Source organism: Occultella gossypii, assembly GCF_019947135.1.
Classification (GTDB): Bacteria; Actinomycetota; Actinomycetes; order Actinomycetales; family Beutenbergiaceae; genus Occultella; species Occultella gossypii.
This window is the reverse complement of record NZ_JAGSHT010000009.1, coordinates 114,056-126,919: the sequence shown is the minus strand read 5'-3', so window position 1 is coordinate 126,919 and position 12,864 is coordinate 114,056. Positions and strand designations below refer to the sequence as shown.

Sequence of the window (12,864 nt, the reverse complement as noted above, 5' to 3'; positions counted from 1 at the left end):
CGCCCAGGCGACGAGTGACCGCTACGCCTGGTACACGCAGTTCTTCTCCGACTTCTACAACCTCGACGAGAACCTCGGCTCTCGCATCAGCCACGAAGCGGTCACCGGAAGCTGGAACGTCGCGGTCGCCAGCGCCCCGGTGGCGTCCTACGCCGTCGTCTCCTCGTGGATCGAGGACTTCCGTAGTGATGTCGACGCAGTCCGCAGCAGCGGGAAACCGGCTCTGATCCTGCACGGCACCGCCGACAGGATCCTGCCCATCGACAGCACGGCCCGCCGCTTCTCCCAGGCACTGCCCGACGCCCACTACCTGGAGATCGAGGGCGCCCCACACGGACTGCTCTGGACGCACGCCGACGAGGTCAACGACGCACTGCGCACCTTCATCGACTCCCTCCACGGCGAGGACGGCAGCGCCGCCACATGACGCACTCACATCGAGTGAATGGGACGGTCTGACATGAGTCCCATCGAGCAACTCATCAGCAACTTCCAGGAACTCGTCGCCCAAGTGCCCGAGGTCGTCCAGCCGTTCATCATCATGCTCGCAGGTGCCTGGGCGATCCTTCGAGGCGTGGCAGTTCCCGGGAAGTCCAGCGCGCTCGCGCACTATGACATCGTCCGCGCCGGCATGCTTCCCGCCGCCCTCGTCCAGAGCGTGAAGAGTGTGGCGTCGCAGTCGTGACCGCCCCGAACCCATCTGCGGGCCAGGAGCTGCGTCAGCGCCCACGCATCCCCAATGTTGCCCGGCTTCGAACTTCGGGAACTGCAGCGAATTCGGGGCAGAGCGCGCCCGCCGCTGGGACACCTCGATCACCTCGTTCCAGGTGACCTTGCCCTTCTAGTTTCGGAATGGGAGGCGAACTTCGGTAGTGGGTTCTGGCGCTCCTCCAGTCCACCGTCGAGCTTGCACGAACGGACGTCGGTTTCACGCCGGCGGCGGCCGACGATCGTTCTCGAGAATCCCTTGACCCTGAGCAGCCGGCCACTCGGACCTCAGCACGCCGCCGGGATTGCCGAGGGCGCGGAGCACGATGCACTGAAGGTCCGCAGGCCGAGCACGACCTGGGATCGGATCGGCGACACACTGGATACCATCCACCCGGTCGCATCGTGATCGGTTGACCGACAGTCACCGGTGTCACGCCGTTCTTAGTACAGAATTCGTGTCACACCGCTGACACACTCGTGGTTCCAGCCGTATCGTCCCAGGTCAGAGAGGTACAGGTGCGATTCCCGCCACCTCCACCCCGAAGCATGAGGGCCACCGCGCGTCAGTGCGAGTGACCCACATGCGTTTGGCCTGCGCACCGACGTGGCGTAGTGGTTGCCGCGACGTTAGCGGACCTGCTGCACCGCGAACTGCATCCGCGGGTGCGCGAACGTCTCCTGACTCTCGACGATCCGCAACTCACGCTCGCCGGACGCCAGGGTATTCGAGAGCAGGTCGAACACGCTCGATGCCGTCGCAGCGAGCGCTTGGGATGCTGACCCAGTGGTGCGGTAGTGCGCCGTGAACAGAGCGCTGGTGACGTCACCGGAACCGTTCGCCTTGAACGGAAGGTAGGGCGTCTGTATGATCCACGCTCCGTCGTCCGCCACGACGAGCATCTCGATGGTGCTCTCCGGTCGGTCCGGCCGCTCGACGCTTGTCACCAGCACCGTGCGCGGGCCCATGTCGCGGGCCATATCTGCCGAAGCCAGTGTCGAGGACAGGCTGTCAGGCTCGGTGCGGGTCAGGAACCCCAGCTCGAACTGGTTCGGCGTGAGGATGTCGGCGTGGGGCAGGACGCGATCACGGATCAATGGCGGGATCGAGTCCGCCACGAAGCAGCCTGACCTTGCGTTGCCCATCACGGGGTCGCAGGTGTAGGTCGCCTCGGGGTTCGCAGTTTTCACCCGCTGGACGGCATCGACGACAACATCGACGATCCCCTCGCCGCCCAGGTATCCAGACAGCACGGCGCCGACCTCGCCGAGCGCGCCACGCTCCTCGATCCCGGTCACGATGCCGCGCACGTCATCCGGGGACAGCATCGGCCCGCGCCACGCACCGTACCCGGTGTGGTTGGAGAACACGACGGTGAACACCGGCCACACCTCGTGGCCGAGCCGCTGCAACGGGAACATGGCGGCCGAGTTGCCGACGTGCCCGTATGCGACCGAGGACTGGATGGAGAGGAACTTCATCCGCACATCGTGCCAGTGCTGCATACCCCGGACGGACTCCACTTGCCGCATGTTGCCCCGAGACCGTTGTTGCACAGGCGCCCGTGTGCTTGTATGAGAAGTGCAGATGATGGATCAGGCATATACATTCACGATGAGGTGTGATGATGGTAAACCTGGAAACTGGAACTGGCCGTGACGGGCTGAGCCGACGCGGGTTCCTCGTCCTGGCCGGTTCAGGACTTGGAGTCGCAGGCTCTGCGTATGTGGGCGGTTCCGCAGCATCCGCGCATCCCGATGCGATCCATGTTCGTGACTTCGGCGCCGTGCCCGACGACGGCATCGACGACACTGTCGCCATCCGTACCGCCCTCGCAGCCGCCATCGCCAGTGGTCGTCCGACGACCGTGCTGTTCGACTCCGGCACCTACCAGCTCACGCCCGACCCCGACGGCGGCGCGAGCCTGCCGATCACGGGCGCCGTCGGGCTGACCCTCGTCGGCGCGGTCGGGGCCGACGGGCGCCCGACCACCCGGCTGGTCGGAGGTCTGCCGCTGGCGAACGACATCGCGCCTGCCACTCAGTTCACCCTGACCGATTGCCAGGGGCTGACAATGAAGAACTTCGTGCTGGACTACTCGCCTCGAGCCACATCATCGGGAGAGGTGGTCTCGGTCGACCCTGACGCCGACGAGGTCGTCGTCGACGTGTTCGAGGACTCGACCCACTTCGACGGTATGCGCTGCTACTCGGCGAACAGCTGGGACCTGGCCACTCGCCGCCTGAATCGTGTGAAGCCGCTGACGATCGGTACCAACCCTGAGCAGTTCGCGAACCTGTGGCACAGCGTTGCCGGCGGTGCCGGTCGCCGCTACCGCATCTCGGGTCACGGTTTCTCCGACCGGGTCGTGCCAGGTGACGGGGTCTCCTGGCATCTCAACGTGGTGGGTGGCTCCTACAACATCTTCGCGCTCGGCTGCCGGGACCTTCGGATCGATAACCTCCGGATCCACAACGCCGTGGGCGTCGGGATGCTCGCCGGCTACGGTCATAACGTCACCCTGAACAAGGTCGTCGTCGAACCGGTCGGCGACCTGGCGGTCGGCCCTAGGGACGCTATCCACCTGTCCAACAGCACGGGCACGATGAGTGTCACCGACGGCTACATCAAGGGCGTGCGGTGGGACCCGCTGGTCTCGCGGAGCTCGTTCCTGCGACTGACCGACGCCGGTGATGGGCGTGCGATCACGGTCCGACCCGTCAGTGCCGGTTCTCGGGTGCTGCCGTTCGCACCGGGTGATGAGCTGACGTTCTGGGCGGGTGCGCAGCCGTCGGCCGTGTCGGTCGTCGAGGCCAGCCCGCTGGACGAGGCGGGAACCGCGTTCCAGATCCGGCTCTCGGCCGACCTGCCCAGCGATGCCGGCGTCGGTGCGTTGCTCAGCAGCGCCGGTCACGAGTGGACCTCCGCGAGCGTGACGGGCACCACGATCGAGGACAACATCGGTACCGCTCTGGTCTTCATGAACCGGAACCTGCGCGTGCATGGCTGCCACTTCGCCAACAACGCCTACCACGACATCGGTCTCGGTACGACGAGCAGTGGGACCGGATCGTTCGCGCGCGATGTGGAGATCCGCGGCAACAGTTTTGCGGGGTCCGGGTGGGTCAAGAAGTACAGCAAGCACGCGCGCACGGGCTCGATCCTGACGTTCGCCAACAACGGGGCGTTCACCAACCAGCCCTACAACAGCGGCATCACGATCCAGGCCAACAGGTTCTCCGATCTCGAGACGGAGGATTTCCAGACCGGCATCTATCTCCGCAACGCGCGCGACGTGACCGTGCGGAACAACCAGTATGACGACGTCGCCCAACGTGTCGAGGTCGACGCAGCCTCGACCCAGGACATCGATCTGGGTGATTGAGCAAGGGATGGTGGCGCGCCAGCCGCGGTGACGGCGCTCGCGGCGTGCAGCAAGGTCACAGGCGGACCAGGTCGCGCTCGGCAAACCGCCGGTGCTCGGTGTGCTCGCGCAGGATAACCCCGAGGCAGTGGGACACAGGAACCGTCTCGGGGTCCTCGCCGACCCCGAGGCTGCCCGTGCGCATCTGCGCAAGGTCGGCGTCGGTCACTTCGGCCAGCACGGCATCGACGCGCGCCCACTGCGCGTCGAGCGCTTCGACGACCTCGGCGTAGTCGGGTCGGGCAGAGCGGTCGAGGCCGAGCGTCCCGCTGTCCTCGTCGGAGAAGTCGGTCGGCGGCAGGCCGAGCGGGTGATAGGGAGCAGGCGAGTCGGTGAGCATGACGCCGACCCAGCTGTCGATACCGAAGATCAAGTGCCGCAGCGTCTCCACGAACGACCACTCGCCGTCGACCCGTTCGTAGCGGGCGGCCTCCGGGAGTGCCTCGGCGCGTTCCTTCGTCTGGCCCCACAGCCCCTGAAGCGTCGCCCACATCGCGCGGAAGTCATCCGCGGTCTTGACCGCGCGCAACTGCACGCGTTCGGGGTGACGGCGGTCCAGCTCCGCGGTGACGTAGTCCGTCACCTCGACGTCGTCGACATAGAGGGCGCCGGCCGCGCCATCGAACCCTGTGATGTGCATTCCGTCGACCCAGCTGCTGGCGATCCTGGCCTCGCGCAGGTCGCTGTCGCGGACCGTCAGGCCGAACAGATCCGACTCGCGGAAGCTCGCGCCGTGGAACTGCGCCGTCCGATGGAACTCCTGCGTCATGACCGCTCCTTGGTCTCCATGTCCCCGTTGCCGGTCAAGGTAGCGTCGGTTCCGGACGTATTGCGTCCGTGGACGGCAGCGCCCGTGCGGTCAGTCCTGCGAGGGCGTGCCCGTGTAGAACAGCGTGGTGCGCTCGGCGGCCGCGACCGCGGCCTCTCGAGGTGTGCCGAAGGCAATGTTGCTCTCCGCCCAGGCGGTGCTCGAGGCCGTGATGAATGCCCGACCTTCCGGGGACGTGGCCCACGCCGCCTCGTCCTCGAGCGCTCGCTCCGCTTCAGGGTGGGCCAGGTGCAGCGACAGCCCGAGCAGGCCGAGGTCCCAGCCCACACCCACGGCGCCGGGACCGTACGTCTGCCAGAACTCGTCCGGGCCGTCCGGGATCGCGGCGGTGTGCTCGAGGGTGAAGGTCGCGCCGTCGCCGGCCGCCTCGATGCGGACATCGATCCAGGAGACGTTGCCGCCGAACTCCCAGGTGGCGGCGAATGAGCGGGGGGCATCGCACGCCGTCACCTCTCCAGCCGCGTTTCCCTCCAGCTGATAGCGGCCGCCGAGCCGAAGATCGCCGGTCACGGGCACGAACCAGCGGCGGATCCGGTCCGCGGTCGTGACGGCCTGCCACAGGTCCTCGGGCGTGGTCGGGTAGGTGCGGGAGACCGTGGCGACGTGCGCTGCTCGTCCCTCGTGGTCGCGGGCAGTGAGGCGCCGGTCGATCGATCCCGCGCCGGTCTCGTCAACGGTGGTCATGGTGTCTGCTCCTGCTCATTGTGGTGGTGGTTGTGGCGCGCACGTTTCCCGCGGGCGACCTCGGTGCCGAGCGCGTCGAGCCGGGGCTGCCAGGTGGCGCGGAAGGTCTCGAGCCACGCGTCGACCTCCCGCAGCGGCTCGTCCGCCACGGCGTAGATGCGGCGGGTGCCCTCGGGGCGCACCGTCGTGAAGCCGGAGTCCCGCAGCACCCGCAGGTGCTGGGAGACCGCCGGCTGGCTGATTCCGAATTCCTCGGCGATCGCGTCCGAGATGGCCCCGGCGGGCCGCTCGCCACGGGCGAGCAGTTCCAGGATCCGACGGCGGACTGGGTCGCCGAGGATATCGAAAGCGTGCATGTGGTCACTCTAGAAGAAACTACTTATATAAGTCAATGCTTCGAGATCTGGGTCCGCCCCAGGTGTGGGTCGCTTCCGCGGGTGCGGCCAGGTGCGCGTAGCCTGCGCGGCGGGGGCCCGCAGCGGTGCGCTCCGCCGTCGGGCGCTTCCGCTGAAGCGCTACGAACGGTGCTCCCGGACGGCCGGGACGCGCTGCGCCGTCGGGCCCTTCTGCGGAAGCGCTACGAAGGGTGCGCCCGGACGGCCGGGACGCGCTGCGCCGTCGGCCGCCTCAGCGGAAGCGCTGCACCGCGAGCGGAGCCGCCTCGGCGATCTCCCGGATCGCCTCGTGCTCGGCCTTGGCCAGCACCTCACCGAGGGGACCGGAGGAGACGAAGGTGCCGTCGGCGAGGAAGTGGACGTGGGTGCACATCCGCTCGACCAGCTCGAGGTCGTGGGAGACCAGCACCACCGCGGTGCCGAGCCGGCCGGTGAGGGCGGTGATGCGGCGGGCCATCGCACCGCGCGCCTGCGGGTCGACGGCCGTGAGCGGTTCGTCCAGGACCAGGATCTCGGGCCGGGTCGCCAGTGCCACGGCGAGCGCCACCCGCTGCCGTTCGCCGCCGGAGAGCGTGAGCATGTTGCGCTTGGCGTAGCGCTCCTCGAGGGCGACGGCGTCCAGCAGTTCCTCGATCGAGGTGGCGTGCGTGCGCCCACCCTTGCGCGCCTCCGCCAGGGCGCCCTTGAGGTAGCGGGTCACGGTGAGCTGCGGATCGGTGATGGTCAGCGAGTCCTGGGACATGAACCGCACCTCCGCCTTGAACGCCTTCGCGTCCCGGCGGGGCATCTTGGCGGTGTTGCGGCCGTTGTAGGTGACGGTCCCGCGGCTGGGGCGCAGGGTCCCGCGCAGGAACCGGACCAGGGTGGTCTTGCCCATCCCGGACGGTCCGACGATCCCGACCGGGGCGTCGCCGGCGGTGACGGTCAGGTTGACGCCACGGAGCACCTCGTTTCCGGGGTAGCCGCCCCAGAGGTCGCGTGCCAACAGCGTCGATCGTGCCGTCATTGAGTTCTGCTCCTTGCCGCCGGACAGGTCGTGTTCTACCTAGCGCATGCTAACGCCCCGACCTGACCTCACTTGAGCCCGGTGGTGGCGATGCCCTTGATCAGGTACTTCTGGCCGGCGATGAAGAACCCGATGATGGGCGCCAGCGAGACCACCGACATCGCGAACATCGGCCCCCAGGCGCTCTGGCCCTCGGAGTCCATGAACTGCCGCAGCGCCAGTGGCACCGTGTAGAGCGAGCTGTCGGTCAGGTAGAGCAACGGGCCGAAGAACTCGTTCCAGGTGGAGATGAACGTGAAGATCGCGGTGGTCGCCAGCGCCGGGACGCACAGCGGCAGGATCACCCGGAAGAACGTCCGGAACGGGCCGCACCCGTCGATGCGGGCGGCGTCGTCCAGTTCGCTCGGCAGCGCCCGCATGAACTGCACCATCAGGAAGATGAAGAACGCGTTCGTGGCCAGGAAGTTCGGCACCACCAACGGCAGGTAGGTGTTCATCCAGCCGAGCAGGTTGAAGATCACGTACTGCGGGATGAGCAGCACGTGCCCGGGCAGCATCAGCGTGCCCAGCATGAGCGCGAACAGCGGCTTCTTGCCGATGAACTGCATCCGGGCGAACGCGTAGGCCGCAAGCGAGCAGGACGCCAGGTTGCCCACGATCGTCAGGGCGACCACCACGAACGAGTTCCACAGGTACAGGTGGAACGGGTGGTTCAGCGAGTTCCACCCCTGCGAGTAGTTGGTGAAGTCCCACGTCGAGGGCCACAGCGAGAGGTCGGCGAAGACCTCCGAGCTCGGCTTGAACGAGCTGGCCAGCATCCACAGCAACGGGTACAACATGATCGCGCCGACCGCGCACAGGATCACGTGTCGCAGGAACCGGGTCCGGCTGTTGCTTCCGAGCTTCTCGAAGTAGGTGTCCTCGGACTCCGCGGCGATCGCGCGCGAGCGCTGGCGGATCTGGGTCATCAGTGCCATCGGATGAGTGCCCTTAGTTGTCGTAGAAGACCCAGAACCGGGACATCAGGAAGTTCGCGGCCGTGAACATCGCCACGATCATCAGCAGCAACCAGGCGAGCGCGGAGGCGTAGCCCATGTCGAACCGCTGGAAGCCCTCGATGTACAGGTACAGGTTGTAGAACAGCGTCGATCCGGACGGACCGCCGGTGCCCCCGGACAGGATGTAGCCCTGGGTGAACGTCTGCAGTGAGCCGATCAGGGCCAGCACCAGGTTGAAGAACAGGATCGGGCTGAGCAGCGGCATCGTGATGGACACGAACTGGCGCCACCGGCTGGCGCCGTCGATCGAGGCGGCCTCGTAGTACATGATCGGGATCTGCCGTAGCCCGGCCAGGAAGATCACCATCGGCGAGCCGAACGTCCACACGTGCAGGGAGATCAGCACGCTGAGGGCGTACTGCGGGTCGGAGACCCAGCTCGGCCCGTCGATCCCGAAGAAGGCGAGGACGGCGTTGACGATGCCCTGGTTGCCGAAGATGTAGCGCCAGAGCATCACGATCGCGACCGAGCCGCCCAGGAGCGAGGGCAGGTAGTACACGGCGCGGTAGTACTTCAGGCCCCTGATGCCCTTGTTCAGCGCGAGCGCCACCCCGAGCGCGGCGAGCAGCGAGAGCGGTACGCCGACGAACGTGTAGATGCCGGTCACCTTCAGGGCCTGGAGCAGGTCCTCGTCGGTGAGCATCTCCTCGAAGTTGTCGAGGCCGATCCAGTTCGGGTTGTTGATGAGGTTGTAGTCGGTGAAGGCCAGGTACAGCGACGCCCCGAACGGGATCAGGGTGAACAGCAACCCCACGAACCAGGGCAGCAGGAAGATGTAGGCGGCCTTCTCGTTGCGGCGGCGCGGGGTGCCACGCCCGGCCGCCCCGACCCGCCGCGCGGGAGCGGGGGTCGGGGCGGTGGTCGACGGTGCGGTGGAGGTGCTCATCGGAACGCGGCTCAGCCCGCCAGCACGTCGTTGGCCGTGGCCACGAGCTGGGCGGCCGCGTCCGCGCTGGTGATCCGGGCGAACTCGACCTCGACGGCGACGTCGGCCAGCTTGGACTGGATCTCGGTGGCCCCGACCGGGTCGGCGAACGCCGGCGGCAGGTCCTCGGCCTGCAGCCCGAGGATGTACTCGGTGGCGGTCACGTCGTCCGCCTCCAGGTTGGGCAGCAGGCCCTCGGCCACCGCGGCGTTCGGCGGCACACCGCGGGTGGTGCCCATCGCCTCCCACGCCGCGAGCTCGTTGGTGAGGAAGCTGAGCAGTTCCGCGGCCTGCGCCTGGTAGGAGGACTGCGACGAGATCGACCACAGGTGCGGGCAGTCGATGGACTGGCCGCGCCGGGGTGCGGTGGACTCGCCGGGAATGCGCAGCAGGGCGAGGGTGCCGCCGCAGGCCTCGTTGTAGCTCTTGAAGTTGTTCGTCGGGATGATCTGGGAGGCGGTCCGGCCCTGGGCGATGTAGGACGCCTCGGCCGCGCTCGTGGTCCCGTCGAAGAACCCGGCGGGCGGGAAGCCGCCGGCCTGGCGCATCTCGTCGGCGAAGTCGAACCACGCCTGGATCGTGGCCTCGCTGGCACCGAACTGGCCGTCCTCGGTGTAGAGGTCCTCACCGTGCTGGCGCACCCACACGTACAGGTTCGCGACCGTGGCCATCTCGTAGGCGGTGCCGTAGATCGAGCCGCCACTGGCCGCGGTGATCGCGTTCGCCATCGTGGCCAGGTCGTCCCAGGTCCAGGTGTCGCCGTCGGGCAGATCGATGCCGTACTCGTCGAGCACCGTGGTCTGGATGATGAAGCCGATCGTGTTCAGGCCGGCCGGCACGCCGATCAGCTGACCGTTGACGTCCCAGGGGGCCAGCACCGGCTCGGACAGCCCGGCCAGGTCCATCGCCTCGATGGTGCGCAGGTCGGCAAGGGCGCCGCGGTCGCCGTACTCACGCAGCTGGTCGCGGCGGATCGCCATCAGGTCAGGCGCGTCCCCGGCCGCGATCCGGGTGGCCAGCTTGTCCTTGTACGGGCCCGAGTCCTGGTACTCGGTGGTGATCGTGACGTTCGGGTGGTCGGCCCGGTAGAGGTCGAGCGCGGCCTCGGTGACCTCGGCCCGGCCGGCGTCACCCCACCAGATGAAGTTCAGCTCGATGGGCTCGTCGGAGTCGGCCGGCTCCTGCTCGACCTCTTCCGGCTCGACGGCGCACGCGGCCGTCAGCCCGATGGCGCCGGCGGTGCCGGCACCGACGACCAGGTGGTTGAAGCCGCGCCGGGTCAAGGGCGCGGACGGGTGGGACAGGCGTGCGGACATCGCATGCTCCTTTGCAGACATGATGCGGATCGCTTGGCTGGACCTCGTGGTGCTGGTCGGGCTGTGTGGTCGGCGGGCCGACCGTTCTCGTGGTGCGTGGCCTCCATCGGCGGTGACACGTTCGCTCCGGAGACTCAACTCCTGAAAGCGGTTTCTAGCATGATCCGAGGAAGGGGGTCAACCTTGCGCGCGAAGGTCACAGGCAGGTTACGGCCGACGAACGCGCCCAGGTCGGTCCGGGGCGTGGTGCGGTTCGTTCACAATTGGCGACTTTACAACCGATTCCTGGCCGCGCGGTGAGACCGGACCGGGTCGTCCGACGGCCACGGAGCGGGTGGATCGTCCCAGGGCAAGGACGGGTGACCGGTTTCTGGTGCCATCCCAAGATCGCGCTCTCAGGGCCACGAACCGGGCCCCTCGCCCCAACGTTCCGGGCGTGATGGATCCGTGACCACAGACCCCCTCCCGGGCGCCTCGGACCGGGCGTAGCGTGCGAATCGCAGGGACCACACGATCGGGGGATCTCAGGAAAGGGGAACGTCATGAAGCGCTTGTTCACAGTTCTGCTCAGCCTGGTCCTCGGGGCGATCTTCATCGTCCCGGCCGGGCCCGCCGCGACCGCCGCCAGCAGTCCGTACTGCGGTATCCGGTGGGGGTCGCTGCCGGAGTCCGATCCGACCATGTCCAGCAGCTCCTGGCTCACGAACGTCAGGACCGGCCGGCACGCCTGTTACGACCGGATCGTCTTCGATATCCAGGGGAACATCGAGGGCTACGACGTGCGGTACGGCACGGTCACCACCGAGGGCGAGGGCCGCGTGGTCCCGCTGCGCGGCGGCGCGGACCTCCAGATCGTCCTGCGGGTGCCGGTCTACGACGACTCGGGCCGGGTGTACTACCCGGGTGGGCGCTCACATGTCGACCTCGTCAACGTCAGCGGCTACGCCACGTTCCGCCAGGTCGCCTACGCCGGCAGCTTCGAGGGGCAGACCACGATCGGGCTTGGCGTCCGGGCGCGGCTGCCGTTCCGCGTCTTCATCCTCGATGGCCCCGGTGACATGAGCAGGCTCGTCGTCGACGTCGCGCACCGTTGGTGACGTGAGGTGCCGAGGGTCGATGCCCGACGGCGTGGGGCGGGTTCGCGGGGCAGCGGACCCGCTCTCGTCGCGTCAGTCGCCGGACGACGGTGAGGGCACGGGGCCGAGCAGAGCATTCGCCATCGTGGCGTGGGCCGACTCGTCGTCGCTCGGGTGGAAGAGTCCGGCGAGCACGTCGCGGTAGAGCCGGGAGAGCTCGCTGCGGTTGAAGTACGAGCTGCCGCCGGAGACCCTGATCGCCTTCTCGACGACGTCCTTGGCCGTCTCGGTCGCGCGGACCTTGACCGCGGACAGTCTCGCGAACCACATGGCGCCATGGTCGACGAGGTTGTCGACGTCGGAGGCGAGTGTCGCGATCTGCGGCCCGATCCCGTCGAGCGCGATCGCGGCATCGGCGATCCGCCAGCGGATGTCCGGGTCATGTGCGTAGGGAGCCCCGTCGTTCTTCAGCGAGGTCCGCTTGTGCACCGTCTGCACGGCAACGTCGAGCGCACGCTGGGCGATGCCGGTGTAGACCGCGGCCAGCAGGATCTCGAAGTTCGCGAAGATGCCGAAGATGAACGGGTCCGCGTTCGGGCCGGGGACCAGCCGGCGGGCGATCCGGTCCGCGGCGGCAGGGGCGCCGTCGAGCACCGTGGTGCAGGACTGGGAGGCGCGCATCCCGAGGGTGTCCCAGTCGTCCTTGATCTCCACGCCGCCACCGTCGCGGGTGATGAAGCCGTACACCGACCGTGGCGCGTCCTCGGACACGGTGTCCATGCCGAACGTGCCCATCCGGGTCCAGGCCGGCGAGAGCGAGGTGAAGATCTTGGTGCCGTGGAACGTGTAGGCACCCGCGCCGTCGGGCCTTGCCTCGGTGGTGGAACCGAACAGGACCAGATCGTTGCCGCGTTCGGAGACGCCGAAGGCGAAGATCTCCCCGGCGGCCGCCTCGGTGAGGACGAAGTCGAGGGAGTCGTCACCGCGGTCGTGGACGGTCTTGGCGACCCCGACCCACACGTGGTGCATGTTCACGGCGAGAGCGGTCGACGGCGCCGCACCGGCCAGGCGCATCTGCTCGCGAGTCAGCTCTTCGAGGGTGAGCCCGGCTCCGCCGAACTCCTCGGGCACCAGGGCGGTGAGGTACCCCGCGGCCTTGAGGTCCTCGAGGTCCTCGGTGAAGAACGCGTTCGCGCGGTCGTAGTCGGCGGCGCGGGAACGGATGCGCGTCAGCAGGTCATCGGTGAGCAGGCTCATGGCCACAACACTGCCACGGCGGCACGGGACAGATGTGACGGATGTGACCAAACTGACGAAAGTTCGCTCCGCTGAGGGTGAAATGGGGCCAAGTTGGCGGAAACACGCCGAAATCAGGGCCTGAAATACGCGGATCGGCCCCTTGGAGTCGTAGTGTCGGTCCCGGCGCATCCCATTCGGGACGC

13 protein-coding genes are annotated in these 12,864 nt (G+C 67.8%); 4 read left to right on the top strand and 9 right to left on the bottom strand.

Translation table 11 applies throughout. The features are described 5' to 3' along the window. Both KCQ71_RS09010 and KCQ71_RS09005 read left to right on the top strand, forming a co-directional pair. On the top strand, positions 1 to 427 hold a 427-nt coding region (locus KCQ71_RS09010), incomplete at its 5' end, for an alpha/beta fold hydrolase (protein WP_223405000.1). Positions 428 to 460: 33 nt separating this feature from the next. Further along, on the top strand, positions 461 to 685 hold the full coding sequence (locus KCQ71_RS09005) for a hypothetical protein (protein ID WP_223404998.1): 225 nt from the start codon (positions 461 to 463) through the stop codon (positions 683 to 685). Positions 686 to 1,338: 653 nt separating this feature from the next. Here the strand turns inward: KCQ71_RS09005 and pdxY are convergent. Further along, on the bottom strand, positions 1,339 to 2,190 hold the full coding sequence (pdxY, locus tag KCQ71_RS09000; protein WP_223404996.1) for a pyridoxal kinase PdxY: 852 nt from the start codon (positions 2,188 to 2,190) through the stop codon (positions 1,339 to 1,341). Positions 2,191 to 2,435: 245 nt separating this feature from the next. Between pdxY and KCQ71_RS08995 the strand changes: the two genes are divergently transcribed. Then, a complete protein-coding gene (locus KCQ71_RS08995; protein ID WP_223404994.1) occupies positions 2,436 to 4,094 on the top strand; it encodes a right-handed parallel beta-helix repeat-containing protein in 1,659 nt (552 codons plus the stop codon). 55 nt (positions 4,095 to 4,149) lie between these two features. On the opposite strand, the gene KCQ71_RS08990 is transcribed toward KCQ71_RS08995, so the two are convergent. The 7 genes from KCQ71_RS08990 to KCQ71_RS08960 all read right to left on the bottom strand — a co-directional run bounded on the left by KCQ71_RS08990 (position 4,150) and on the right by KCQ71_RS08960 (position 10,346). Beyond that, positions 4,150 to 4,902: a DinB family protein gene (locus KCQ71_RS08990; RefSeq protein ID WP_223404992.1), complete on the bottom strand. Its 753-nt coding sequence runs from the start codon at positions 4,900 to 4,902 to the stop codon at positions 4,150 to 4,152. Between the two features lie 90 nt (positions 4,903 to 4,992). Further along, positions 4,993 to 5,646 (bottom strand): SRPBCC domain-containing protein, encoded by a 654-nt coding sequence (locus tag KCQ71_RS08985; RefSeq protein ID WP_223404990.1) that lies wholly within the window; start codon positions 5,644 to 5,646, stop codon positions 4,993 to 4,995. Beyond that, the gene (locus tag KCQ71_RS08980; protein ID WP_223404988.1) at positions 5,643 to 6,002 is read right to left on the bottom strand and encodes an ArsR/SmtB family transcription factor; all 360 of its coding nucleotides are present in this window, start codon (positions 6,000 to 6,002) and stop codon (positions 5,643 to 5,645) included. Before KCQ71_RS08980 ends, KCQ71_RS08985 begins: the two co-directional genes overlap by 4 nt. 271 nt (positions 6,003 to 6,273) lie before the next feature. Beyond that, complete coding sequence (locus KCQ71_RS08975) at positions 6,274 to 7,047, bottom strand: ABC transporter ATP-binding protein (protein ID WP_223404986.1); 774 nt, start codon at positions 7,045 to 7,047, stop codon at positions 6,274 to 6,276. 68 nt (positions 7,048 to 7,115) lie between these two features. After that, a complete protein-coding gene (locus KCQ71_RS08970) occupies positions 7,116 to 8,015 on the bottom strand; it encodes a carbohydrate ABC transporter permease (RefSeq protein WP_372453976.1) in 900 nt (299 codons plus the stop codon). 22 nt (positions 8,016 to 8,037) lie between these two features. Continuing rightward, positions 8,038 to 8,991 (bottom strand): carbohydrate ABC transporter permease, encoded by a 954-nt coding sequence (locus KCQ71_RS08965; RefSeq protein WP_223404982.1) that lies wholly within the window; start codon positions 8,989 to 8,991, stop codon positions 8,038 to 8,040. An 11-nt stretch (positions 8,992 to 9,002) separates the two neighbouring features. After that, positions 9,003 to 10,346 carry an ABC transporter substrate-binding protein gene (locus KCQ71_RS08960; RefSeq protein ID WP_223404980.1) on the bottom strand — a complete coding sequence of 448 codons (1,344 nt, stop codon included), beginning with the start codon at positions 10,344 to 10,346 and terminating at the stop codon, positions 9,003 to 9,005. Between the two features lie 542 nt (positions 10,347 to 10,888). Here KCQ71_RS08960 and KCQ71_RS08955 point away from each other — a divergent pair. Beyond that, positions 10,889 to 11,443: an AMIN-like domain-containing (lipo)protein gene (locus KCQ71_RS08955; protein WP_223404978.1), complete on the top strand. Its 555-nt coding sequence runs from the start codon at positions 10,889 to 10,891 to the stop codon at positions 11,441 to 11,443. Positions 11,444 to 11,515: 72 nt separating this feature from the next. Here KCQ71_RS08955 and KCQ71_RS08950 read toward each other — a convergent pair whose 3' ends face one another. Then, on the bottom strand, positions 11,516 to 12,679 hold the full coding sequence (locus tag KCQ71_RS08950; RefSeq protein WP_223404976.1) for an acyl-CoA dehydrogenase family protein: 1,164 nt from the start codon (positions 12,677 to 12,679) through the stop codon (positions 11,516 to 11,518). Between the last annotated feature and the right edge of the window lie 185 nt (positions 12,680 to 12,864).

Bases quoted from the DNA above. Each gene is read 5' to 3' on its own strand.
- KCQ71_RS09005 (WP_223404998.1), top strand. From the start codon at position 461: ATGAGTCCCATCGAGCAACTCATCAGCAACTTCCAGGAACTCGTCGCC.
- KCQ71_RS08970 (WP_372453976.1), bottom strand. From the start codon at position 8,015: ATGACCCAGATCCGCCAGCGCTCGCGCGCGATCGCCGCGGAGTCCGAG.
- KCQ71_RS08975 (WP_223404986.1), bottom strand. From the start codon at position 7,047: ATGACGGCACGATCGACGCTGTTGGCACGCGACCTCTGGGGCGGCTAC.
- KCQ71_RS08985 (WP_223404990.1), bottom strand. From the start codon at position 5,646: ATGACCACCGTTGACGAGACCGGCGCGGGATCGATCGACCGGCGCCTC.
- KCQ71_RS08960 (WP_223404980.1), bottom strand. From the start codon at position 10,346: ATGTCCGCACGCCTGTCCCACCCGTCCGCGCCCTTGACCCGGCGCGGC.
- pdxY (WP_223404996.1), bottom strand. From the start codon at position 2,190: ATGAAGTTCCTCTCCATCCAGTCCTCGGTCGCATACGGGCACGTCGGC.
- KCQ71_RS08950 (WP_223404976.1), bottom strand. From the start codon at position 12,679: ATGAGCCTGCTCACCGATGACCTGCTGACGCGCATCCGTTCCCGCGCC.
- KCQ71_RS08980 (WP_223404988.1), bottom strand. From the start codon at position 6,002: ATGCACGCTTTCGATATCCTCGGCGACCCAGTCCGCCGTCGGATCCTG.
- KCQ71_RS08990 (WP_223404992.1), bottom strand. From the start codon at position 4,902: ATGACGCAGGAGTTCCATCGGACGGCGCAGTTCCACGGCGCGAGCTTC.
- KCQ71_RS08965 (WP_223404982.1), bottom strand. From the start codon at position 8,991: ATGAGCACCTCCACCGCACCGTCGACCACCGCCCCGACCCCCGCTCCC.
- KCQ71_RS08955 (WP_223404978.1), top strand. From the start codon at position 10,889: ATGAAGCGCTTGTTCACAGTTCTGCTCAGCCTGGTCCTCGGGGCGATC.